The organism is Bradyrhizobium sp. UNPA324 (genome assembly GCF_006658635.1).
In the GTDB taxonomy this organism is placed as follows: Bacteria; Pseudomonadota; Alphaproteobacteria; order Rhizobiales; family Xanthobacteraceae; genus Bradyrhizobium; species Bradyrhizobium nanningense.
In genome coordinates this window covers 6059773-6085298 of the sequence record NZ_LFJD01000004.1, presented here as the reverse complement: position 1 = coordinate 6085298, position 25526 = coordinate 6059773, and the positions used below count along the sequence as shown (strand labels likewise).

The window sequence follows — 25526 nt, the reverse complement described above, 5'->3', positions numbered from 1 at the left end:
ATTTTTTCAGAATTTAAATGGTGATTAATTTGATTTGACCTGCGAGGCGTCGCTGACGAAGGCATGATCGGCTGTGGCCATAGCGCCCGCTCGGAACAGGGTCCGAGCCGGCACTCCCGCGACGGTGGCGCCCGCTGGAACATCCTTCGTCACAACCGAGCCCGCGCCGACGAATGCCCCCGCACCGATTGTTACACCGCACAAGATGGTAGCGTTGGAGCCGATGGAAGCGCCCCTCTTGACGTGAGTGCGCTGCAGCGTCCAATCCGAAGCTTGCTGAGGACGGCCCGCCGCCGTCGTTGCCCTCGGATGCTTGTCATTTGTAAACATCACGCCATGACCGATAAACACCTCGTCCTCGATCGTGACGCCCTCGCAGATGAAGCTATGCGAGGATATCTTGCAGCGCGCACCTATCTTTGCCCCCGCCTGAATTTCGACGAACGTTCCGATCCCGCTCTCGTCACCAACGGTGCAGCCGTACAGATTGACCAGCTCCGGGTGAGGAATGCGAACACTGCGACCAAGCTCGACGTCTTTTCCGATGGGCATGTACGAACTCCGAATGATGTCACCGAAACCGCTATGATGCCGTCCGCGAACGCCACAGCCCCGGCACCATTCTCGCCAAGCCGGCTGCGGCGTAGTGAAACTGCTGCAAGAGCGGGTGCCCGGTTATCGCCAGTCCCAGCCCCCAACAAAGCACAGCGACGGAGAAGGCTGACGCCAAGCGCGCAAGCGACATAAGTCCTTGAGCGTCCGTCAGCGCCGCACAGATGGATACGCCGGCAATCACAAGAGCCGTTACGGCCCCGCTTCTGAGCAGGGTGCGTACAAGTTCGCGGATCCCAAGGTCGAGATGTCGTCCAAGAAAATGAAACGCCACTGCTGCTTGAAATGGCAACGTCACCAGCGCGGATGCCGCAACGGCGTGCACGCCCAGAAATGATGCGCCGAAGATCACCAGAAGCGAGGGGGGCAACGAGATCAAGGACGAGATCAGCGCATCCTGCACCCTTCCGACCGCAACAAACACCGGGTAGGTCAGGCAGGCGGCGAAAAGCGCAAGATTGCCAATACAGAGCAGCTGCACGAGCGGGACGACCTCCAGCCACGTCGGACCGAGCCAGATCAGAATGATTGGTCGGGCCATGATTGCCATAAAGGCCAGGAACGGCCACTGCACCGCGGAGAGCAACTGAATGGCCTCCAGATAGACGGCCTTGAGATCGCCCCCTGCTTTACGTTGCGCGACAACCGCGGGCATGACGACCGGACTTATGACCTGCGTGACCAGCTTGTCGAATATCTGCGTCGATGCAGTGGCTCGGCTGTAGAGACCGACGGCCGTGAAGTCGAGCACTCTGGCTAGGAACAGCTGCGGTGCCAGGCCATAGAACACATTTACAACACTCACCGCGCCCGAATAGAGGCCAAAGCCGACGATCTCCCGGCAATCGACCAGGGACGGACGCATTGCACCAAAATCTTTCCGCCATATGAGCAACATCACGGCCAACACCGCGTTGCCAGCCACCGCCCCCCAGAGCGGTGCCATGTAGCTGAAGTGGGCCATCGCGAGAGCGATCGAAACGACAGCGATCGTCGTACTTGCGGCAAGGTTACAGATTGCCAGTGTTCCAAACTGCATCTCACGCCGGAATAACGCGGCTATGGTTCCGGAGAACGGCAGCAAGAGAAAATTCAGCGCGGAAATCTCGATGCCTAGGCGCAAGCGGTCCAGCTCGAAGAGATGCGCGATGGGCTGCGCAAACACGAACAGCATGATGGCGGTGGCCGCCGAGATCACGAGGGTAATCGTGAACGTAGTCTGTACGCTCGCACGCGACAACTCGCGCTTCTGAATCAGATAGCTTGCGCCTGCAAACTCCTGGAAACAGGCGGCAATGATGGATGTGATGGCGTTAACCACGGCATAGATGCCAAACTCCTCCGGCGACAGCAAACGGGCAAGCACGGCGGTCGCGACAAAGACCAGCAGCAGGCCGATGTAACGATCGAGCGCGGAGAACAGGATCGAGCGCTGCACGGACCTCATTGCACTGTCTGCCATGTCGATTGGGTCAGCTAGGTCGCCGCACGCCTCATGCTATCGCTCTCGCGCGCTGCCGGATTCCGTGAGGCTCTCGCAGCAATACCGGCGCCCCCTGTTTTGCGATCGAGCACGAGGCCGCTTCCAAGACTTCGACCACGCGAAGTCCCGAGACGCCGCTGGAAATCGGCTGGCCACCGGTGCGTACGCAATCGACAAAATGCTCCACCTCCGTCTGCAGTGCCTCCGTTGGCGAGATATGCGGAGCCCACATGTCGCCGGCGCGGTAGCCAATCCGGAACTGATGCGCATCCTCGGGAGACCCATCAAGTGTGATTCCCTTGTCATAGACCTTGATCTTCTCCGTCGGCTCGAGATCGTCGTAGACAATCATCTTCCTGCTGCCGCCGATAAACGTTTGGCGCACCTTGACGGGCGAGAGCCAATTGACGCTGACGTGAGCGACGCACGCGTCGGCAAAAAACAGCGTGATGTGCGCCATATTCTCTGGCGAGCCGACGACGTGGCACGACCCGGTCGCCGAGACGGCGATCGGGTCCTTATCGAGGATATGGTGGATAATCGAGATATCGTGCACCGCCAGGTCCCAGATTACATTTACGTCTTTTTGAAACAACCCGAGACTCGCTCGCGTGCTGTCGTAGTAGTAGATGTCTCCAATTTCCCGACTCAGCAGCAGCTCCCGGATTCTCTGGACCGCCGGCGTGTAGAGGAAGGTATGATCGACCATCAGCGTCAACCCGCGTCGATCCGCCTCCTCGATCAAGCGGGTGACGAGCTCGGAGCTCGTCGCAAGCGGCTTTTCGACCAGTACATGCTTTCCGGCCCTCAACGCCGCAAGTGCCAGTTCGTAATGCGTATGCACCGGCGTCGCGATAGCGATTGCATCGATGCTGGCGTCCTTCAGCAGATCTTCGTAACGACTGGTCGTTTCCACTCCCGGGTAAAGCTGCTTTACCGCGCCGAGCCTTCCTGGGTTCAGGTCGCTCACGCCGACGACGCGGGTGGCGGGATTGATCGAGAAATTGCGAACGATATTGGGACCCCAATAACCGTAGCCCACAACGCCGATCCCCAATTGACTGTCTCGCATGCTAACCTCGATGCATCCAGAGAATACGCTTCCAATCATTCCGTCGCAGACGATCAGCTCACGCCGGGCACTAGGTCCGTGCCGGCATGTCCTGCCAGATGCCTCGCGTATCTATGACGTCGAGATGTCGACGCTCCGACAGGGGTACCATCTTGAACTCGTCATGATCGACGAGGAGAACCGCGATTTCGCAGCTGCGCAGAGCCTCCTCGATGTTCACGAAAGCGACACGATGATCGGCCAACTGGGGCGGCAAACGACGAAGGTTCGGCTCAACGATCTTGACCCGTTCTCCATACTTTGCCGCAAGATGCGTGGCTATTTCCATGGCGGGACTTTCGCGCAAATCGTCGACATTGGCCTTGAACGTCAATCCACAGCAGGCGATGCTTGCGTAGGGATGATCGTCGATCAGCGCCTCGGTACGTTCGATGATCTTCTGCGTTTTGGTGTTGTTGACTTCGCGGCTGGTCCGCATCACCCGGGCGAGGTCCGGCGCGGAGTCGATGATGAACCAGGGATCGACCGCAATGCAGTGCCCGCCTACTCCAGGTCCCGGCCGCAATACGTTGACGCGGGGGTGGCGGTTGGCGATGTCGATAACTTCCCAGACATTGATGTCGAACCTGTCGCAAATCAGCGAGAGTTCGTTCGCAAAGGCTATGTTGGTGTCGCGGAATGCGTTTTCCGTCAGCTTGACCAACTCGGCCGTGCGCGCCGTAGTCCCGACGCAGGCCCCGCGAACGAACATCTTGTAGAATCGTTGAGCACGGCGCGTACAAGTTGGTGTGATGCCCCCAATGCATCTGTCGTTGTTGATGAGCTCGGTCAGGATCCGGCCCGGCAACACGCGTTCTGGGCAGTAGGCGATGTAAATCGCCGCGTCTTCCTTGCCGTTGACGCCTATGTGCAAATCTGGCCTGCGGTCGATGATCCGCTTGGCGATCGCCTCGGTGGTGCCGATCGGCGACGTCGATTCGAGGATGACGAGATTGCCGGGCGCAATGATGTCGACGATTTGGTCGACAGCGGCGTTCACACTTGACAAGTCCGGACGGTTCTCGCGATCGATCGGCGTCGGCACCGCGATAATGAAGACGTCGGCCGGCTGCGGCTTGGTGGATGTCGTCAGGGCGCCGCTCGACACGACCTTGGAAACGAGACCATCGAGATCGGGCTCGGCGATGTGAATTCTTCCGGATGCAACGGTATCGACGATGCGCTCGTTGGTGTCGACACCGACCACCTGCATTCCTCGGCTTGCAATGAGGGCCGCGGTCGGCAGCCCGATATAACCGAGTCCAACGACATTGATCTTCTGGAACTCAGGCATTGAGAAGCACCTTCACGATACGCTCGCTCGCGTGCCCGTCACCGAACGGGTTATGCGAACGGGCCATGGCCGCATAAGTCTCGTCGTCGTCGAGCAGGCGAAATGTCTCCGCAACGATTTTGTCGTAGTTCGCGCCGACGAGACGCGCCGTCCCGGCTTCCACCCCCTCGGGACGCTCGGTCGTATCGCGCATCACCAGGACTGGCTTTCCGAAAGTGGGGGCCTCCTCCTGGACGCCACCTGAATCCGTCAAGACCAGATGCGACAGCGAGAGCAGGCTCACGAAGTCCGTGTATTCCTGGGGGGAAGTGAGGACGACCCTCGGGTGATCCGACAACCGGGACGCAAACAAGTCGCGAACATTCGGATTCGGATGCACGGGCAGCACCATGGCAACGTCTTCCCTGCACAGGATCGTTTCCAAGGCGTTGACGATGTTGATCACACCGCCGCCGAAATTCTCCCGCCGGTGGCAGGTCACCAGGATGATGCGCCGGTTGCCGTGGCGCTTCTTGATGCCGTCCCAGCGGCCCGAGAGCCCCGGATCGGATTCGACCATGGCTTTTGCGAGGATGAGAGCATCAACCACCGTGTTTCCAGTGACGTGGATTCGATCATCCGAGACGTTTTCCGAGCGCAGCGCGCGCGCAGCGCGCTCTGTTGGGGCAAAATGTTGATCTGCGATTGAGCCGACGATCTTGCGGTTCACCTCCTCCGGCCAAGGAGAAAAGATGTCCCCACTGCGCAGCCCGGCCTCGATGTGAGACACCGGTATCCGGTGGTAATAGGACGCAAGTGCGCCAGCCATGGCAGTCGCTGTGTCGCCTTGGACGATAACCCTGGTAGGCTTCACTTTCTCGAGGAGCTCACCGACCTCTCCGAGCAGCCGAGCGGTGAGATGATCCAGCGTCTGATTGGCCGTCATGACGTTCAGATCAAAATCCGGAACCACTTTGGCGAGCTTGAGGACCTGATCAAGCAGCTGCCGATGCTGTGCTGTCGCACAGATCGTCAGGGAAATGTCCTTGCTATTCTCGGCCTTGAGTCGGTTGATGACCGGAAAGAGCTTGATTGCTTCGGGCCGAGTCCCCAAGAGGACAAAGAAATGCTTGTGCACGTCTCACCCTCCGATCCGGCTCGCGCCCGGAGGGACGGAGCCCGGCGCGCCAAGCGTATGCTGAATCGCTTGCTTGACGAGCGCTTGCGCCAGGATGCTCGCAAACAGCGTGTTCGTCGTGGCGTATCGCCACCACATCCGCCCGGGTTCTTGATAGATCCGGTACAACCACTCGAGGCCCAGCCTCTGAACCAGTGCAGGCGCGCGTCGAACCGTACCTGCAAGAATATCGAACGCGCCGCCCACGCCCATGATGAAGGGTACGCCGAGATCATCGCGGTGAGCGGCCAGAAAGCGTTCCTTCCGCGGTGTCGGCATGCCGATGAAGAGACAGTCGGCCCCGCTAGAGCGAATGTCCCGAACGACGTCACTCTCCTGCTCGGGTTTGAAGTAGCCGTCATGCCAGCCCGCGAAGGCAAGTGAGGGATGCCTCTCGCGCGCGCGTTGCATTGCCGAATGCAGTACGGCCTGGGTAGCTCCCAGGAAATACGGTTTGAAGCCTTCCCGCGCACATACTGCGAGCAGTTCGGCCAGGAGATCGACGCCGGCGACTCGCGCCCTCGCCGGAAGCCCCACTGCTCGAGCGCCCCAGAGAATCCCCATGCCGTCTATGCCGACAATATCACTGTTGGCGACATCGGCCGCGAGCACAGGATCGGATCGCATCTTGACGAATTTGGCGACGTTTAGCGCCACGTGCTGCAGGCGGCCGCGGCTGCGCATGGCGCCGCGCGCCAACTCTACGGTCTCCGCCATTGTCAGGAGGTCGATGGGGCACGCCAAGAACGATGCACGCATTTGAATCGACCTCCCAAAATGCAACTTTGCCTAAGTTGTATTTAAGATTATAATAACGATAATAAATGGCAAATATTTAATTGCAAGGATTAAATGCATTGCTTCAATCAGGCGAAAAATGAGCGCTGCCGCGCCGCGGATACGCAAAGTTCCAAATGGCAATTAAATAGGGACCGATGAAATGATTTCGGTAATTATTCCCCATCTCAACCAGGCGGCGGCTCTGGAAGCCTGCTTGCGAAGCCTGGATGCACAGACCCTGTCCCGGGACCTGTTCGAGGTCATCGTGGTGGACAACGGCTCGGCGATGCCCCCGATCGACGTCGTTGCCGCTCATCCCAAAGTGAGGTTGACGTACGAATCGGATCCCGGTCCCGGCCCCGCTCGAAACGCCGGCGCGGCTGTCGCAAGGGGAGAGATGCTTGCCTTCATCGATGCCGATTGCAGAGCGCATCCAGATTGGCTCAACAGCGTATTGCGGGCGTCGCGCTCGTCGCCGGCCGACACGATCTTCGGGGGCGACGTTCGCATCTGGCAGGCGGAAAATGCGAGTCTTAGCGCCATTGCGGCTTATGAGAGCGTCTTCGCTTATCGATTCAAACTCTACATTGAACGCCACGGCTATTCCGGAACGGGCAATATGGCGGTGTTTCGTCGCGACTTCGATCGCGTCGGTCCATTCGCCGGCATCGACGTGGCGGAAGACATGGAATGGGGACAGCGCGCACTACGCGCTGGACTGCGATTTCGGTATATCCCCGACATGATCGCCTTCCATCCGGCCCGAAGCTCTCTAGAGGAGTTGTATGCAAAGTGGGACCGGCAAATCGCGCATTATCGCAATATGGCGCAAGGTAAGCCGGTGTGGCGGTTGCGCTGGATTGCGCGAGCTTTGCTCGTTCTCGCGTCGCCAGCGCCAGACGCTGTGACGGTGCTAACCAGTGACCGCCTTCACGGTAGCGACGCCCGTCTCAAGGCTATCGCAGTTCTGTGTGCCGTCCGCGCCCATCGTGCCATGACGATGCTTTCGCACCTGGGCCGTCGCCATGCAGTGGCTTGGAACCGCTAAGCCAGAATCAAGTGTCGCGGAACGCCGGGTAGTCGGTCAGATCCCGCAAGTCGGTACGGCGGCCGAATGACCACAATATCCAGCCGAGTTCGTAGCTGCGGCACTCGAGCCGGACTCCGACGCGAGCCGGATCGATCAGCGCCTCTCCGTTTCCGAACCAGGCGTTCCCGAGCGCGCGCAACATCCGCGGAGCCCTGGTCTTCAGTTCATTCTTGCGAACCTGCGAACGGATCGTCAGGCTAAGTTCCGGCACGAGCATGGTGCGGCCCAATTGGTTGTGGCCAAGCACCCAGTTGAATCCTTTGACCAGGGCATCCCGCGCTCCCCGTCGTCCAAAACGCTCGGCCCATTCCAGCAAGGCCGGCGCCATTCCATACTGATGGACCGAATAGACTTCGTAGAAATCGAGGACGCGGCCACTCATCGCATCGAAAAACCACGGCCATTCTCCCTGGGGTCCCTGAAGCGCAATTAAATTGCACACACAGGCGTCGGCCATGACGAGCGCGGACACATCTCCAGTGAATTCGCCATATTGATAGCAGGCGATTGAAAGGTAGGTTTGCGTCGCAAAAGATGCAAAGCGCCGACGGAAGCCGGCCGGCGCATCGAAAAACAATCCAGACTCGCTATGGAAACGCTCCTTCAGGAAACGGTAGAGCGGGCCGGCGAAGCATAGCCACTCCCTCTCGCCTGCCCTGGCCTGCGCGATGACTCCCGTCAGCAGCATACCCAAGTCCTGGGCCCGAAACGCCCGCCACTGCGACTCATCCGAAAGAATCGCTTTCAGCGCGAACCTTACCCGATCCGGAATGGGAAGGCGGAGTTCGGCGGCGGCCCACAAAGCCATGCCGAACGCATATTTGCGCACGGGAAACGCGGTGAGATCCGTGGCGTTCCGATGGAATATCTCTGGAAGATCAATATCAGCTGGAAGGTGCGCGACCCGCGACATTCCAAGCAGGACATTGAGGGTATAGAACACGTCGCTCTGCGCTATCGACTCGTTTGGCGAGGCGCGCCCGTCGAGGTGATAAATGTGGGACCAACGGCGCTCCTTCGGCAACCAGCAGCGTTCCAGCCCCCTAAGGGCGTAGTTCACCAGAGGCGAGTTTGGCGACAGCTCCTGCACTGGAGCGGGCACTATGAGCTTCACCCTAGAATTCGGACTGATCATCATCGACGGTCCACCATGGTAAATCCGGCTCAGTACTCCCGGATGCTTTCATCCAAGCCGCGAAGCAGGGGATAGAGGAAATATGAAATCACTGTCCGCTGTCCAACCTTCATCTCGGCAGTGACCGCCATGCCGGGTATCAAATGAACTCGTTCAGCCGGCAGCCGAAGGTGCGCGTCCCGTAGATCGATCAGTACGCGATAATAGGGAGCTGACGACCGGCGCGCACCTTCGGCTTTCGCGTCTGGCGAGAATGAGTCCCGGCTGATGACGCCGACCTCGCCAGTCGCAGTGCCGTACTTCTGAAATGGAAATGCCTCAAACTTGACTCGGACGACTTGCCCGACCGCCACCTGCCCGATATCCCTTCCCTCGACGTTGACCTCCGCACGGAGCGCCTCGTCGCGCGGGACCAGCACAAACAACGTCTCGGCCTCGCGGACCACCGAACCTACCGTCCGATTGGCAATGTCGAGTACCACCGCATCCGCCGGTGCAGTCAGCACGATCAGTTGCCGGCGGAGCTCCGCCTTCTTGAGCTCCTCGGCAGTGCCATCGCGCTTTGGCAAGGTCTCTACAAGTTCCTGATAGGCAGTGCGGCGAAACTCGGCGGCGAACACCTTCTGGTCTGCACGGGCCTTGTCCAGACGATGCGTGTTGTCGACGATGCTGCCACGAACTCGCGCCAGGTTGCTTTCGACCTCCAACCGCGCATCGCGTGACAGCAGGAAATTCAATCTTGAACCGACCTCTTTGGCCATCAACGCATTCCGCATGGCTTCAATGGACTGCATCGTATCCAGCCGCTCAGCCAGGACCAGTTCCTCGTTCTGCGCCGTTTTGAGATTGGCCTGTGCGGACGCAATCTGCGCGTCGTAGTTCTGGATCTGAAGGTCGTAAGCCGCCCTCCTCTGCAGGAATACCTTTCTCTGCAGAGCTTGGTCGGCATTCGCCGTCTCATCGACGCCATAATCCGTGCCGTCCAACTCGGCTCGCAGCCGATCGATGGAGGCGTCGAGGCCTGCCAGGCGGCCGCGCAGTTGGGCAAGATCGGCCTGAGAGAACGTCGGATCGAGAACCGCAAGCACGTCGCCGTGATTCACGATATCGCCGGCCTTGACCCGAATCTCCCGAATGACCGACGTTTCCAGCGGCTGTACGACCAGGTTGGGATTCGTCGTGATCAACTTACCCTGGGCAGTCACAATCATATCAACGCGAGATACGCATGCGAATGTGACCGCCGCAGCGATCAGGGCGCCGACACAATAGAGCGTGATCCGTCCCAGCCGCGGTGGCGTCAATTGCTCGATCTCGGCTGCGTCGGACTGAAATCGCGCGACAACGCGAGCCCCTGTCGGCCCGGAGTTCAAGAGCCGGCGTCTCGTCCGTCGATCGGACGGAGGCCCGGATCTGCCCGGGGCTGCTTCAGCTCTGGTCTTTTCAGCCGCGGTCATGCGACCTGCCTCGTTTGCTGGTTCCAGAGATGCCTGTAGAAGGTGCATTTCGAGAGCAGCGCGTCATGACGATCCACATCGACGATCCGGCCACGGTCGATCACCAAAATCTGGCTTGCGTCCGACAGCATCGAAAGCCGGTGCGATACGATAATGACGGTTCGTCCCTCCGCGATTCGCCGCAGATTGCGCCGAATGATCGTCTCGCTCTCGGAATCCAGCGCGCTCGTGGCTTCATCGAGAATCAGGATACGCGGGTTGACGATCAAGGCCCGCGCGATGGCGAGCCGCTGCTTTTGCCCCCCGGACAGGTTTGATGCCTGCTCCTCGAGCACGGTATCGAACCCTCTCGGCAGCCGCTCGATAAATTCGTCGGCACCGGCGAGCTGAGCCGCCCGGACGACCTCCTCGAACGGGGCGTCGCGCCTCACGCAGGCGATATTTTCGCGCACTGTACCCCGGAACAGGAAATTGTCCTGGAGCACGATCCCGAGATTCCGCCGCAGGTGGGCGAGGTCGATCTCACGCGAATCGTGACCGTCGATGCGCACCAATCCCCGCTGCACCGGGTACATTCCCGCGATAAGCCGCGTCAGCGTCGTCTTGCCCGAACCGCTCCGGCCGACAATTCCGAAGATCGAGCCGGAAGGGATCGAGAACGACACCTCGTCCAGCGCCGGCGGTCCCTCGCCATAGCGAAACGTGACGTTTTCAAACTCGATCTGCCCGGCGAAATCGGGCCGCAGGCCCTCGCGATGGCCGTCCCGTTCCAGCTCCCTGTTCATGACCTCGCCGAGCATCTTAACGGCCAGCGCGATCTCTTGATATTCGTGCACCATGGTCACCATCTGCACCAGCGGCCCCGAAACCCGTCCCGCCAGCATGTTGAAGGCGACCAGTGCGCCGATCGTCATCTCGCCGCCGAAGACGTCGAGCGCACCCAAGGCCACGATACCAAGCGTCATCATCTTCTCGAGGAACCCGGTCAGCGCCTGAGCGCCCGCCGAGATCTTTTCGACGCCAAATCGCATCGAGACCGATTGCGCGCAGCGATCGTCCCACGCCCTGTTCTGGCTTGGCTCCATGGCCAGCGACTTCACGGTGCGCATGCCATGCACGGTCTCGACCATCAAGGCCTGGCGACTGGCTTCGGCCTGATACAGCTGGTAGAGCCGCCGGCGGAACGGTCCCATCAAGATGGCGATCACACTCGCACTAACGGCCGTGAAGGCCAGAACAACACACGTCAGTTTGATGCTGTAGAGCGCGAGGATCGGCAGGACGACGACCAGCGACAACGCGTCTAGGGCCGTCAGGAACAGACGGCCGGTCAGGAACTCGCGGATTCGTCCGGCCTGCTGCATGTGCTTCACCAAGACGCCGGCCGAGATGCGCTCGAAGAAGGTTATCGGAAGTCCCAAGAGATGCCGAAACGTCCTGGTCGCGACCCGGATGTCGATCTTGTTCGTGGCATAGAGCAGCAGGTAGCGTCGCAAGAAGCTGAAGATGGCGTCGAAGCAGAGTGCTAGGATCGCGCCACCCGAGAGCACGTAGAGTGTCGTGAGGCTCTCGTGGACAAGGACCTTGTCGATGACGAGCTGAAAGAAGATCGGAAGCGCCAACCCCAGCGCATAGAGGAACACCGCAGCAATTGCGACGTCGGAAAAGAGCCGCCACTCCCGCAGCATTTCGGGTATGAACCAGCGCAGCCCAAAGGGCCTCTGGTCCCGCGATGGAGAACTCTGGCGCTTGAACAGAACGACCTTTCCGGACCACTTGGCGCAAAAGCGGTCCGCATCGATTAGCAGGTGCTCAGAGTTCCGCTCGGCCAGTGGATCGAACACCGTTACCGCGTCGCATTCCGGCCCGGCTCCGAGCACGACCACCCAGTTCAGGTTCGAGAGCTGAACAAGGGCCGGATAGGCTTCGCCGAGCTGGCATATGGCCTTCCAATCGAGCTGCGCCGTGCAGGCGCGAAGGCTCGCCTCATGAGCCATGCGCAGCAAGAGATCGATCGAGATGCCGGTCTCGTCGACAGCATAGGCATGCCGCAGGCGGTCGGACGGCAGATCGATACCGTGATGGGCGGCGACCTTCGACAGGCATTCAAGTGCGGTTTGAGCAGCCCGACGCGGCTCGTCCTCCGACAGAGGCGGCGCCGGTTCACAGCTGCCAATTTCAACGGAAGTTGGCTGAGACATTTGGAGATCGTGAGTTGTCCGAAACTGGCGAGACGGGCTCGACTTGCGCGCTCGCCTGTGGCGCGACAATCGACGCTCTCGGCCGAGAGCGCTGGACGACTCCAGAGTCGACCAGACCCTGAAGCGCGTTCTGCATCACCTCCACGGAGTTCGCGAACGCCTCCGCTGAGAAGATCAGCCTTTGGCAAAAGACTTTCTTGGGCGCGTTGTTGGCGTCACGTTCCGTGGGCGAGAGACTGATCAGGTCCACCCTAACGATCGACCCGCCAATCGTGACCTCGTCAACCCCGTCTGTATAGATCTCGGCATGCATTGCGGTTCTCCTATGCTGCGAGCTGAGGCCTGAAGAGAACGTCAACCGCGTAGCTCGTCGCGTTGAAGGTGTTGGTGGGGAAGAGGCTCCCGGATCCGTATGCATAGACGCCGTTCCCGCCGCTGGACGCGGATGACGGGGCTGTCAATGGTCCGTTGGTTACCGAGCTGGCAAAGAGATTCGGATCGTCAGAGTAATTTCCTGCACTGTGGTAGGAGGCGAGATAGGTCGTGCCCGCCGTGATGGTGACCGGCGTCGCAAAATTGACCTGTTGCCAGCCGCTCGCCGTCTCATTGGTGAATGTGGCGGTCGCCAACAGGGTCCCGCTACTGCTCCAAAGATCGGCGACGTGAGTGCCGGTATTGGATGGTCCTTTGTAGAAGCGCAGTCCCATGATGTCGCCAGTGGTGGACACCTGGAACTTCATACCGAGCTCAACCGAATTCGGATCATTCACCGTCACCACGCTGGGCGTTGGATTCGAGCTGAACAGGCTTACAGTGCTTGCTGACGGCGCGTGAACGGTCACGGCCACACTTGCGCTCGCCGTGCCGCCCCGCCCGTCCGAGATCGCGTAGTTGAACGAGGCCGGCCCGGTGTAATTGCTCGCCGATGTGAACGTCACCGTATTGTTCTGGGTGTTGAAACTGGCGGTGCCATTGACGGCTCCACTGACCCCTGTAATCGTCAACGGGTCGCCATTCGGATCGGTATCGTTTGCAAGCAGCGAGGCACTGGAGATGCTCAGCGGAACCCCTTGGGTCGCGTTGAAGCCGCTATCGTTGCTCGCTATCGGTGACTGGTTGGTGCCGCTGCTCGAGCTGCTGAACACCACGTCCACCCAATAATTGGTAGCGTTGTAGGTGCTGGTCGGGAACAGATTGCTCGAACCGTAGGTGTAGACACCATTGTTGCTGGAAGGAGCCGTGAGCGGTCCATTAGTATGGGCCGTCGTGAAGTAGTTCGTGGTATCGCTATAGTGGCCATTGCTATGGAAGCTCGCGACATAAGTGGTGCCGGCCGAAATGGACACGGGACTGCTGAATGTGACCGTCTGCCATCCGCTGGTGGTTTCATTCGTGAACGTCGCGCTCGCCAATAGCGTTCCCGTGCTGCTCCACAACGAGGCGGTATGGGTGCCTGTGTCATTGGCGCTCTTATAGTACTTGATTCCGGTGATCGTACCGGCCGCCGAAGACGAGAATCGCACACCGAGATTGACCTGCGAGGCATCGGGGTCGGACAGTGTCGCCGGTGTGTCGGAGCTCGAGAACAGACTAACCGTCGTGGGAGCCGTGCTTACAGTTACATTGAACGTCTCGCTGGCCGCGAGGCCGCCGAGATCAGTCGCGACGGCCTTCACGCCGAGCGTGCCGACATCAGCCGACGTCGGTGTGCCGCTGAAGGTCCGGGTCGAGGCGTTGAAGGTCAGCCAGGCAGGAAGTGGCGAGCCATCGGCCGCGGTTGCCGTGTAGGTGAGTGAATCGCCAGAATCGACGTCGGTGAATGTGCCGGCCGGCAATGTCAGGGAGAACGCCGACCCAGCTGTTGCGGTTTGATTGCCGGTCTGGACCGCCAGCACCGGCGCATCGTTCGCGCCGTGAATGGTGATCGTGAGCGTGGTCGACGATGTCGCGCCGGCGGCATCACGCATCGTGTAGTTGAAGACGTCCGTCAGTGTATTGGTCGAAAGCCGCAGGGCCTGGACTGCGGAATCGGTTTCATTGACGGTATAGGTGAAAGCGCCTGAAGCATTGAGCACGAGGCTTCCGTGCGCTCCATTTAGCGCCGAGTCCAGCGTTCCGGAAGTCGAGCCGAAGCTAACCGCAGTCACAGTCTTGGTGTCGCCCGCGTCCGGGTCGGTGTCATTGGTCAGGACGTTTCCCGTGGCGGGTGAGCCGCCGGAGCCGTTATTGACACCGCCCTTCTCGGTCGCGTCGCCCGTGTCGGCGACCGCAGTTGGCGGAGTGTTCGCAGTCGTCGTCACGACAATATTGAACGTTTCGCTTGCAGTGAGGCTGCCGAGATCCGTTACAGTTGTCTTCACACCCAGCGTGCCGACATCGGTTGACGATGGCGTACCGCTAAAGGTTCGGGTTGACGCGTTAAAGGTCAGCCAGGCGGGAAGTGCCGACCCGTCGGCCGCTGTCGCAGCGTAAGTGAGTGAATCGCCGGAATCGACATCGGTGAAGGTGCCCGCTGGCAGCGTTAGCGAGAACGCCGACCCCACCGTCGCAGTTTGGTTGCCGGTCTGGACCGCCAGTACCGGCGCATCGTTCGCGCCATGAATGGTGATCGTGAGCGTGGTCGACGATGTCGCTCCGGCGGTATCACGCATCGTGTAATTGAAGACGTCCCTCAGCGTGTTGGTCGCGAGTCGCAGGGCCTGCACGGCGGGATCTGTCTCGTTGACCGTATAGGTGAAGACGCCTGAAGCGTTGAGCACGAGGCTTCCGTGCGCTCCGTTCAGCGCCGAGCCGAGCGTGCCGGAAGTCGAGCCGAAGCTGACTGCAGTCACGGTCTTGGTGTCGCCGGCGTCCGGATCGGTGTCGTTGGTCAGTACGTTGCCCGTGGCGGGCGAGCCGCCGGTGCCGTTATTGACCCCGCCCTTCTCGGTGGCGTCGCCAGTGTCGGCAACGGCGGTCGGCGGCGTGTTCGTACCGGCGGATCCGTTGAAGACCACGTCAACGTAGTAGTTGGTCGATTTGTAGACGTTGGTCGGGAATGATGCGCTGGTTCCGTAGGCGTACACTCCATTCCCGGCCGCTGGTGCGCTTAACTGGCCGTTCGTAACTGAGCTCGTGAAGTAGTTCTGAGTGTCGGAATAATTACCTCCAGTGTGATAGGAAGCAACGTAAGTCGTTCCCGCGGAAATCGCGATCGGGCTCGCGAAACTGACCTGCTGCCAGCCGCTGGCCGTCTCGTTCGTGAAGGTCGCCGTAGCAAGGACCGTTCCCGTCGAGCTCCAGAGATGCGCGACATGGGTTCCGGTATTCGACGATCCCTTGTAGAAGCGGAGGCCGGTTATCGTCCCGCTCACAGACGCGGAGAACTTGACTCCGACCTCGACGGAGCTCGTATCGCCCGAATTGGCCACGCTCGGCGCATCGTTGGTACCGAACAGGCTTTGCGCGGAGACGGGATAGTTGACGTTGAGGAGAACCTGGCCGGTTCCGGTGGCCTCGCTCGTGTCAGTGATCGTATAGGAGAATTGCGCCGGTCCCGCGTAATTCGCGGTCGGAGTGAACGTCACTGTCTGGGTCTGAGCGTTGTAGCTTACGCTCCCGTTGATCGGGCTGCTCACGCCGGTGATCGAAAACGACAGGCCGGCCGGATCCGTATCATTGGCGAGCAGCGCCGATGCCGGAATAGTCAGAACACCGTTTTCAGTTACGCTAAAACCACTGTCATTGTTGGCCTGCGGCTGCTGGCTGGTATTTCTGAAGACGACATCGACCCAATAATTTTGAGCCTTCACAATCGAAACGGTGTTCGGGAAAAGCGGTCCGGGACCGTAGGCATAGACACCGTTGAGGCCGCTCCCTGTCGCCGTCAGTGGACCGTGCGTATGGCCGGCATTGTCGAAATAGAAGTCGGTCGTAGAGTACTGACCGGTATTCGTGTGATAGGAGGCGATGTAGGTGACCCCGGCCTGCACATGGACCGGTGTCGCGAAGTTCACCTGTTGCCAACCGCTCGCGGTTTCGCTGGTGAACGTGGCGCTCGCAAGGAGTACGCCGTTCGTGGTCCAGAGATCGCCCAGATGCGTCCCTGTGTTCTGCGGCCCTTTGTAGAACCGGATGCCGGTGATGTCGCCGGACTCGGCGGCGACGAATTTCATGCCCAACTCTACGGCGCCGGCGTCGTTGTTTGTGATTACGGCCGGCGTATCGGTCGAATTGAAGATCGTCAGGTTCGACGAAGGCGTGACGGTGTAAGCAGCGCCCGAGCCAGCCGTCTCGAGGTTGAGGCTGTCGTCCACCGCCCTGCTCTTTATGGTGTACTGGCCGGAAGCGCCAGCGGAGAATGTATACGACCACGTCACATTCGAGATGCCGACCCTGCTGCTGGCGGGATGCCACGTCTTCCCGCTGTCCGTCGAGACTTCAACGCCGCCGATGACACCGCCCACATCGCTCGCCGATCCTGTGACGGTAACCGACTGGCCCTCCGAGATGCTGCTGGCCGAGACGTTCGTGATGGTGGATGTCGGAGCAGTGCGATCAGTCGATTGGGAAGCAATGACCAGACTCGCTTGCAACGTCCCGGGCTGCACGCCCATATCGGCGAGCACATTGACCGTCGCTTGCTGGACATTCGGATCGATTGGCGTTGCAGACCCTGTCACCTGGTCGTGATCGGAGGCGAGGCCCCATGACCAGAACACCGTACCGGTCCCGAAAACAAGGGCACCGCTGACCGGGTCACGAAACTCGACCAGATTGTGAGTTGCTGTTCCGTTGCCGGTGGTGTTGCCGTAGTCTAGGAGATACTGGCCGGTGATCTGCAGCGTCGAAGACGACACACTGACCAGTCCAGCCGGGCGGAAGCCGTTATCCGGCGAAGAATCCCACTCGTACCCGAGCAGGTTCTGTACCAGCGAGGCGGTTTGGCCCACCGGCGTGTTGGCAACGGACGTATTGCGCCAGAAGCGCAGTTTCGTCATGTCGTACGGAATCCGGATAATATCCGTGCGATCGGAGTCCACCTGAAATACCTGGCCGGTGAGGGCATTGGAGGGGGTTCCCGACAGGCCTCCGGTCGACGCGAAGCGCGCGTCCATGAAAGTGGCAGTCGCCGTTCCAGTTGGATCGATCAGCTGATTGGCATGGGTGTCCTTGTACGTGATCAGGGTGCGGTTGGCCGTCTGGCTGGCATCGATGCTGGGCGCAAGTCTCGTTTGCCAGTACACTTCGTTGCCACTGAGAAACATCAGATTGACGCCGGCATGGCCGGCCGCCTGGACGTTGGAGAACTGGCTGTCGGTCCAATATTCATCGTGGCCGACATCCATATAGACTTGATGGTTGAGCAGTAGCGATCCGTTGGTCGCGGCATCGATACCGGAGATGTAGGAGACGTCGTATCCGTTCTGCTCGAGCCAGTAGATCGCCGGATACTCCGCCGAAAAAACCATGTCGTTGGAGGTGCCGTATAGGCCGCCGTCCCGTGTCGTAATGGGGCGGTTGTAGCTTACGGCATAGGCCGAACCGTTGATGCCCGGTCCGTTGCCGGCGTAAAGATCGGCTCCGCCCCAGGGATTGTAAGCCTGCCACGTCTGATCGGACGTCTGAAACACCACAGCGCTGTGCGACGCATCGTTGCGGATGACGAACGGAATCTGGAAAATCTGCGTTCCGTCGATGACGTTGGCGATGTACACGCCGGAAACGGCGTCAATCGGCATGCTCCAAGAGTCGGTCACGCTCCAGTTGCCGGCGTCGACGAGGCCAGTCGATGCGTTCTTCAATGGCGCCGGTTGCACCACCGAAGTTGCGGCCTGATGCTGTACGGTCGTAATTAGTCTGGCGCCGTTGCCGCCGTAATATCCCAGCCGGTAGATATCGATTCGATAATTCGGATTGCCCGTCTGGTTGTTGATCTTGAATTGAACGGTGCCCCCGATATTGGTACTTATCGCCGTCGTGAATCCCTGGATTTTCGTCGAGTCCGCGCCAGGGCTGATCTGCCAAATGCTTGGCGATGTGCCTTGCTTCTGATTCTCCAGCACGATCGGGTTCGTCACCGGATCCGCAACGATGGTGCCGCCCAGTCCATCGCTTGCAAAGGTCCAATTTGGGTCGTTCCCGGAAAACAACAGGGTGACATTGCCGGCCCCGTTGCTGAAATCGACCGTGCTGATGTTTGAGCTCTGGTCGTAGTGAACCGACGCTGACATCGTCGCCGTGAAGGCGAAATCCTTGAGGTCAATCAGGTTGCCATCCGAAAGCGCTCGATCCTGCGACGAACTTCCGATCAGGCCGTGGAATTGGGCGGAGTGATCGAGGATCAGGGTGCCGACTTCCGTCTCGAACGAGACGGTTATTCCGTCAAACGAACCGTTCACGAACTGCCCGGAGACCGCGCCTCCGATCTCCAGCGACGATCTGTCCGAGATCGCGAAGGCGCCCGACCCGCGGACATCGCCTTTAAAATCCGCTGTGGCAGCTCCATGGCCGCCAGACGATCCGAGCTTGATGCTCCCGTTGTTGATGGCGTCAGTTTCCACGACGAACGACGATTCCCGCCCGAGCGCGATCGTCACGCCTGCATCAACGAACAAACTGCCTACATCGACATTGGCTCTGGTCGTGACAACATAGGATCCTGGCGCGTCGATGACGGCGCCCGACGCGGCGTTTGGAATGCCCGCACTCCAGTTCGCGGCCATATTCCAATAGCCGCCGCTCGAATTGATCCAATGCGTCGCACCGGCGCGCGAACGAGATGGCGCGACCAACGCTTGCGGATCGGCGCCGGAAGACAGCAGCGAGCCGATGCCGTCGGGGCGCGTCAGCGTGCCTGCCGTCCCCCACAACCAAGCAGCGTCTCTGCTCCAGGTCGCTTTCCAGGGCGGCGCATCCGGCAAGCCCGCATTTATCTGGGCGAAATCACCCTCTTCCGCGAGGAGAAGCCTTGCTGCTCGATAAAGGACGCTCGCCTTCTGATTTAACATGGCCAGCCTCAAATTTCGCAAGTTTAGTATTTAATTTAAAAGAGCGATATCGGTCAATTAATTAAATGAAAGCAAATTTAAATCGCAGATCAGACCTCGATTGCGGCGCCGGAACGAGCCTCAGGCAACCGCAGGATTTCATTGAGATACCTGCCGTATCCGCTCTTCTCCAGCGGCTGAATCAGTCCGCGGAGCTGATGTTCATTGATGAATCCCTGCCGGAAGGCGACCTCCTCGAGACACGCCACTTTCATGCCCTGCCGCTTTTCGAGCGTCTGTACGAAGGTCCCTGCATCGATAAGCGACTCGACCGTGCCCGTATCCAACCATGCGAATCCCCGTCCCATGCGCTCGACGTGGAGAGCGCCGGCCGCGAGATAGCGCATTTGCAGATCGGTGATCTCGAGCTCTCCCCGCGGCGACGGCTCGACACGGCGGGCATATCGCACGACCCGGTTGTCGAAGAAATAGAGACCGGTGATGGCCCAGTTCGATGTCGGCTCTTTCGGTTTCTCCTCGATTCGAAGTGGGCGGCCCATGTCGTCGAACGTGACCACGCCGTATCGTTCGGGGTCACGTACGTGATACGCGAACACGGTTGCCCCCTCCTCGCGGGCTGCGGCCCTTGCGAGTAGTTCGCGCAAGCCGCCGCCGAAGAAGATATTGTCTCCGAGCACCATTGCGACCCGATCGGTTCCGATGAAATCGGCACCTACGATGAACGCTTCCGCCAAGCCGCCGGGACGAGGCTGTTCCGCATAGCTGAGCCGAATTCCCCACTGGCTTCCATTCCCGAGCAATCGCTCAAATTGAGACCGGTCCGCCGGGGTCGTGATCACCAGGATGTCGCGGATTCCTGCCAGCATCAGCGTCGACAGCGGGTAGTAAATCATCGGCTTGTCATAGATGGGCAGCAACTGCTTGCTGACCACATGCGTGATCGGGTAGAGCCGAGTTCCGCTGCCGCCAGCCAGGACGATTCCCTTCAGCATCGGTGTCTCCTTTTCCGACAAGTTGGTCGAGACAGCTTTCGAGAGAGTGGCGCCAGGCCGGCAATCGAATTCCGAACACGCGCTCCGCTTTAGATGAATCCAGGCGCGAGTTCAGAGGCCTGCGCGCGGCGCAGGGATACTGCTCTGTCGTGATCGCTTCCAGCGCCGGCGGCCGCACTCCACGACGGGACAAGCCATCGAAGATTGCTTCGGCAAAGCCGTGCCAGCTTGTTGTCCCCTGGCCGGCCACATGAAAGATGCCTGCCGCGATGCGGCGATCATCGGCAAGCGACCGCTTCGCAATCTTCAGGAGCGCTGCGGCCAGCTCCGCCGCCGACGTCGGGCTTCCGTGTTGGTCGCAGACGACCCTTACCATTGGATGCGTTTCGGCCAGCCGCAACATTGTGCGAACGAAGTTGGTGCCTGTTGAGCTGTAGATCCAAGACGATCTGACGACGGTCGCGAGAGGGTGCGCCGCCAATACGGCCGCCTCGCCGGCCAATTTTGATGCACCATATGTGTTCAACGGCGCTGGCACGTCGGCCTCGTCGTAAGCCTCGCGTTTAGCACCGTCAAAGACATAATCGGTCGACACATGCACAAATGGAATGTTTCTCTGCCATGCGACATCCGCTAACGCAGCCGCACCATCGCGGTTGATACTGAAGGCTTTTCCGGCCTCGGATTCAGCTTGATCCACAGCCGTATAGGCCGCGGCATTGATGATCATGCAGGGGGCGATCGAGGCGATCGTTCTGTCGACCCCCTCGCGGACCTCAAGATCGAGCTCCTCACGTCCGAGCGCGACCGCAGACACGCCGCTAAGCGCAGCGAGATCATGAAGGCAACTGCCCAATTGGCCACTTCGACCAGCAATCAGGATCGGTTGTTCGATCATTGGCAACCTCAGTGTCGGGTGGCTGGGAGGCCAAGACGCGAACCGTCGTAGACCATATTGCGAGCCCGCGCCCACCAGGTGCCGCTGGCCAGATACCATTCCACCGTGTCGGCGAGACCTTGTTCGAAGCTTCGGGTCGGCTTCCATCCCAGCTCGCTGCGAGCTTTGGACGCATCGATCGCGTAGCGCGCGTCGTGTCCCGGGCGATCCGACACAAACGAGATCAACGATCGCCTGGCTGCCGGCCCCGGACGTAAACGATCAAGCACGTCACAGATCCGGGTGACGACTTCCAGGTTCGAGCGTTCGCTATCGCCTCCGAAATTGTACTTCTCGCCGGCTCTGCCCTCGAATAGCAGCCGGATCAGGCCGGCTGCGTGATCGTCGACATGAAGCCAATCGCGCACATTGCTGCCGTCGCCATAGACGGGCAGCGACTTGTACTCAATCGCGTTGAGAATCGTCAGAGGAATGAGCTTTTCCGGGAATTGGAACGGTCCGTAATTGTTCGAACAGTTCGACACGATCACCGGCAAGCCATAGGTCCTATGCCAGGCGAGCGCGAGGTGGTCCGAGGCGGCCTTGCTCGCCGAATAGGGTGAACTCGGCCGGTAAGGGGTATCTTCCCGGAAGCAGTCGACCGGCCCCAATGAACCGTAGACCTCGTCCGTCGACACGTGAATGAACCTGAACTGTCTCTGTTTCTGGCTCGAAAGCCCGTCGTAATATCGCCTGGCTGCTTCCAGCAGAGTATAGGTGCCGACGATGTTGGTGCTGATGAACGCTGCCGAGCCGGTAATCGATCGATCGACGTGGCTCTCCGCCGCCAAGTGGATGACTGCGCTCGGCTCCCATTCGTAGAATAGACGAGTGACCGCCTCGTGATCGCAGATGTCGTGCTGCTCAAATCGATAACGGCTGGTGCCGTCGATTGATGCCAGCGAGGCCAAATTGGCCGCATAGGTCAACTTGTCGACATTGACCACCGAGGCCTCAGCTTCCAAGACCAATTGGCGACAGACCGCAGACCCGATAAATCCCGCTCCACCCGTCACCAGGACACGCATGACACGCCCTCTATTCAAACACTGAAGCGAGTTGATTGAAGGACGGAAGCGCTCGATCCTTCGGCGACAGTTGCGCCTCCGAGGCCTTAACCGGCCACTCGATCGCCAACTCCGGATCCGCCCAATAGACGCCGCCATCGTGGTCCGGCGAATAGACCTCATCGACCTTATAAAAGACCGTGGTTTGAGGCTCGAGCGTACAGAAGCCGTGAGCGAACCCTTTTGGAACGAGCAGCTGCTCGTCACTCTCGCTATCCAGTTTCACCGAAACGTGCTTGCCGAATGTCGGCGATCGCCTCCGAAGATCGAGCACCACATCAAGGATCGCGCCCCTTAACACACGGACGAGCTTGGCCTGTGCGAACGGAGGCCTCTGGAAGTGCAATCCGCGAACCGTCCCCACCCGCTCCGAGCAGGACTGATTGTCCTGGATAAAGTCGTGAGAAATTCCTTCTTCGGCAAAGGCAGAGCGGCGAAACGTCTCGCAGAAATAGCCCCGCATATCGGAAAAGCGCTTCGATCGGACTATCTTGACGTCCGGAATCGCCAAACTTCGCACTTCCAGCATGACTGCACGCTCCGATACGCAGCGCTATCGCCCGGGCGGTCGACCTGATCCTCTCAATGCACCGCGCATCGAGCACTCCGGCCGAACCAGTTCGGCCTCGCTCTGGTCGCGACAAATGTCAGGAGTTAATCGGACGCCACGCCCTTCCGTCATTCAAATTAATTATTCGGCAATTAATGCCTGAGCCGGATTTAATTGGCAATACAAATTTTATCTGATATATTATTTTAAATCAGCCCGTGGCGCCAATACGTGGCCACGGGCTGCTCCCGCGCGATTGTCGACAGTCGAGAGAATTGTCCGATGCTTCAGACCAATACGCTCCAGACCGACGGGGCACGTCTCCCCTCCGCCGCACAAATGCAGCCGGATCGACAAAACGCCGCGGGCATCGGCGAGCTCATTAAATTGGCGCTCGTGTTTATACGGCGACAGTACCTCGTCATCATTTTCGCCACTCTCCTCGCAAGTGCCGCCAGCCTCATATACTTACGATTGGTCTCGCCGGCCTATACAGCGCAGGTTCAGGTCCTGTTCGAAAATCCAAGGGCGCAGTTCCTCCAGAAGCAATCGCTTCTATCCGAACCAACCGTCGACGTTACCCAAATCGAAACGCAGCTGCAGATCATCAAGTCGCAGGCGACTGCTGCGGCTGTGATCAAGCAGTTGACGTTAGCCGATCACCCTGACTTCAAGGAGGTACGGCCGCTGCAATCCTGGTTACTGGGCCTGCTTCGAAGGTGGAGGTCCGCTCCATCACAAGGTGCGCAACCTACTCCGCCAGAGCAGCCCTCGGAAGCCACAATTGCGAACTTTCTGGATCGCCTATCTGCCGGCCGAGTTGGCTACAGTCACGTTATTGAAATCGCGTTCACCTCGAGCGACCCAGCGCTGGCGGCGGACATCGCGAACGCAATTGCCAAAGCCTACATCAACGACCAGCTCGAGGCGAAATTTGAAGCCACTCGAACTGCAACGAGCTGGCTGCGGGAACGACTGCGAAACCTCGGTGAGGAGGCGCTGACCGCTGAACGTGCAGTCGAGGCTTATAAATCTCAAAACAACATCGTTTCGTCCGGAGGAAAGCCGATCGACGAGCAGCAGATCACCGAACTCAACACGCGGCTGGCTACCGCGCGCGCACAGAGTTCAGAAGCCACGGCCAAGCTGTCGCGTTACGAAGCTCTCCTTGCCGTCGATCCGGCCAAACCATCCTCGATCGGCAATCTGGATGCCATAGGCTCCGACGCGATGAACAGTCCGATCATTACGTCGCTACGCCAGCAATATCTCGAACTTGCCAGGCGCGAGGCCGAGTTATCCGCCCGCGTCGGTCGAGATCATCTGGCGGTTGTCAACATCCGAAACAGGCTGCGTGAGTTTCGCGTCTCCATTCTGGACGAGGTTAAGAGACTCTCCGAGATCAGCCGCAGCGAAGCCGAACTTGCAAAGCAGCGGCAGCAGGAGATCGAAAAACGTCTCTCTGTGGCCATTGCGCAGTCGCGCCTCACAAACTCGGCAGAGCTCACGATAAGAGATCTTGAGAGTCGGGCCAAGAGCTTACGGGGTCTGTACGACACTTTCCTTCAGCAGTACATGGGCTCGGCCCAGCAGGAAAGCTTCCCGATCTCGGAAACCCGGGTCATCTTCCCCGCTTCTGCCGCTCAAACCAAGAGCAAACCGAAAGCCAAGGTGGTGCTGAGCGTCGGACTTCTGGGAGGGCTCGCGCTGGGACTGCTCCTCGGTTTCGTGCGGGACGTAATGGATCGCGTTTTCCGCACGTCTTCCCAGCTTGAGGCAGCGCTGGACCTGCCGTGCCTATCCCTCGTGCCGATCCTGAGTTTGCCCAGGCAGCAGAGGTCGGCAGCTCGGCCGCAACAGACGCAGGAAGACTCGAACCAACGAATACTTTCGAGCGCTCCGGACATCCATCGCGCCGTCGTGGGCATGCCTCTCTCTCGGTACACTGAGGCCATCCGATCGATTAAGATTGCGATCGACCATAGCCCGGCGAAGACCCCCAACCAGGTGATTGGCGTAACTTCGGCCCTCCCAAATGAGGGCAAGACCACGATTGCCGCTTCCGTGGCGCAACTTATCGGGCACAGCGGGAAGAAGGTGATCATAGTCGACTGCGATCTGCGGAATCCATCGCTCTCGGCCCGTCTCGTCCCCAAGGCTTTGGATGGCATTATTGAAGTCATGAAAGGCGATCGCTCACTCGATGAGGTCGTATGGCGGGATCCGAACACGACTCTTGCCGTCCTTCCGGCCGTTCAGCGCGGCCGAGTGCTTCACTCAAGCGAACTTCTGTCCGACGGGTCGATATGCAAACTCTTTGATCGCCTGCGACAAAGCTATGACTACGTCATTGTCGATCTTCCGCCGCTGAGTCCGCTTGTCGACGTACGGGTAACAGCTCCCCTGATCGATTGTTACGTTCTCGTCGTCGAGTGGGGACGCACCAAGATCGACGTCGTGCAGCATGCACTGCACACCGCCCCGACGATCTCGGACTCGCTGATCGGCGCAGTACTGAACAAGACTGACATCAAGGCGATGGCGCGATACGACACCCACCGAAGCGATTATTACGATGACAGTCACTATATACGCTATGGTCTTTCGAGCTCCTGAGCGGCCTGTCGCCATACGACCTGCTGATTTGTCGTCGAAGAGTCTGCTGTGCCCGA

17 protein-coding genes are annotated in these 25526 nt (G+C 59.6%); 2 read left to right on the top strand and 15 right to left on the bottom strand.

Going from position 1 to position 25526, the window contains the following annotated elements; genetic code table 11:
• Positions 1–24: 24 nt before the first annotated feature.
• From UNPA324_RS29165 to UNPA324_RS29140, 6 genes are all read right to left on the bottom strand, one after another.
• On the bottom strand, positions 25–552 hold the full coding sequence (locus UNPA324_RS29165) for an acyltransferase (protein WP_141937350.1): 528 nt from the start codon (positions 550–552) through the stop codon (positions 25–27).
• A gap of 31 nt (positions 553–583) precedes the next feature.
• Positions 584–2059 (bottom strand): oligosaccharide flippase family protein, encoded by a 1476-nt coding sequence (locus UNPA324_RS29160; RefSeq protein ID WP_141937348.1) that lies wholly within the window; start codon positions 2057–2059, stop codon positions 584–586.
• 46 nt (positions 2060–2105) lie between these two features.
• Entirely contained in the window at positions 2106–3167 is a 1062-nt protein-coding gene (locus UNPA324_RS29155) for a Gfo/Idh/MocA family protein (RefSeq protein WP_141937346.1), read from the bottom strand.
• Between the two features lie 70 nt (positions 3168–3237).
• On the bottom strand, positions 3238–4500 hold the full coding sequence (gene wecC / locus UNPA324_RS29150; RefSeq protein ID WP_128918306.1) for a UDP-N-acetyl-D-mannosamine dehydrogenase: 1263 nt from the start codon (positions 4498–4500) through the stop codon (positions 3238–3240).
• Entirely contained in the window at positions 4493–5617 is a 1125-nt protein-coding gene (gene wecB / locus UNPA324_RS29145) for a non-hydrolyzing UDP-N-acetylglucosamine 2-epimerase (protein ID WP_128918305.1), read from the bottom strand. Before wecB ends, wecC begins: the two co-directional genes overlap by 8 nt.
• A gap of 3 nt (positions 5618–5620) precedes the next feature.
• Positions 5621–6415, bottom strand: coding sequence for a WecB/TagA/CpsF family glycosyltransferase (locus UNPA324_RS29140; protein ID WP_128918304.1), 795 nt, complete (start codon positions 6413–6415; stop codon positions 5621–5623).
• 181 nt (positions 6416–6596) lie between these two features.
• Between UNPA324_RS29140 and UNPA324_RS29135 the strand changes: the two genes are divergently transcribed.
• On the top strand, positions 6597–7484 hold the full coding sequence (locus UNPA324_RS29135) for a glycosyltransferase family 2 protein (protein WP_141937344.1): 888 nt from the start codon (positions 6597–6599) through the stop codon (positions 7482–7484).
• Positions 7485–7491: 7 nt separating this feature from the next.
• Here the strand turns inward: UNPA324_RS29135 and UNPA324_RS29130 are convergent, their stop codons facing one another.
• The 9 genes from UNPA324_RS29130 to rfbC form a co-directional block, all read right to left on the bottom strand.
• Positions 7492–8664, bottom strand: coding sequence for a hypothetical protein (locus tag UNPA324_RS29130; RefSeq protein ID WP_246667240.1), 1173 nt, complete (start codon positions 8662–8664; stop codon positions 7492–7494).
• A gap of 26 nt (positions 8665–8690) precedes the next feature.
• Positions 8691–10118: an HlyD family type I secretion periplasmic adaptor subunit gene (locus UNPA324_RS29125; protein ID WP_141937342.1), complete on the bottom strand. Its 1428-nt coding sequence runs from the start codon at positions 10116–10118 to the stop codon at positions 8691–8693.
• A complete protein-coding gene (locus tag UNPA324_RS29120) occupies positions 10115–12319 on the bottom strand; it encodes a peptidase domain-containing ABC transporter (protein ID WP_141937340.1) in 2205 nt (734 codons plus the stop codon). The genes UNPA324_RS29125 and UNPA324_RS29120 overlap by 4 nt, the downstream gene beginning before the upstream one ends.
• Complete coding sequence (locus UNPA324_RS29115; RefSeq protein WP_141937338.1) at positions 12297–12632, bottom strand: hypothetical protein; 336 nt, start codon at positions 12630–12632, stop codon at positions 12297–12299. The genes UNPA324_RS29120 and UNPA324_RS29115 overlap by 23 nt, the downstream gene beginning before the upstream one ends.
• A gap of 10 nt (positions 12633–12642) precedes the next feature.
• Positions 12643–19308, bottom strand: a complete 6666-nt coding sequence (locus tag UNPA324_RS29110; RefSeq protein ID WP_349630219.1) for a DUF4082 domain-containing protein — start codon at positions 19306–19308, stop codon at positions 12643–12645.
• Between the two features lie 89 nt (positions 19309–19397).
• Positions 19398–20300, bottom strand: a complete 903-nt coding sequence (gene rfbA / locus UNPA324_RS29105; protein ID WP_141937335.1) for a glucose-1-phosphate thymidylyltransferase RfbA — start codon at positions 20298–20300, stop codon at positions 19398–19400.
• Positions 20209–21198, bottom strand: a complete 990-nt coding sequence (gene rfbD, locus UNPA324_RS29100) for a dTDP-4-dehydrorhamnose reductase (protein WP_128918298.1) — start codon at positions 21196–21198, stop codon at positions 20209–20211. Before rfbD ends, rfbA begins: the two co-directional genes overlap by 92 nt.
• 8 nt (positions 21199–21206) lie before the next feature.
• Positions 21207–22265, bottom strand: a complete 1059-nt coding sequence (gene rfbB, locus UNPA324_RS29095) for a dTDP-glucose 4,6-dehydratase (protein WP_128948135.1) — start codon at positions 22263–22265, stop codon at positions 21207–21209.
• A gap of 10 nt (positions 22266–22275) precedes the next feature.
• The gene (gene rfbC, locus UNPA324_RS29090) at positions 22276–22833 is read right to left on the bottom strand and encodes a dTDP-4-dehydrorhamnose 3,5-epimerase (protein WP_128918296.1); all 558 of its coding nucleotides are present in this window, start codon (positions 22831–22833) and stop codon (positions 22276–22278) included.
• A gap of 303 nt (positions 22834–23136) precedes the next feature.
• Here rfbC and UNPA324_RS29085 point away from each other — a divergent pair, with 303 nt between their 5' ends.
• On the top strand, positions 23137–25470 hold the full coding sequence (locus UNPA324_RS29085; RefSeq protein WP_128918295.1) for an AAA family ATPase: 2334 nt from the start codon (positions 23137–23139) through the stop codon (positions 25468–25470).
• Positions 25471–25526: the final 56 nt, after the last annotated feature.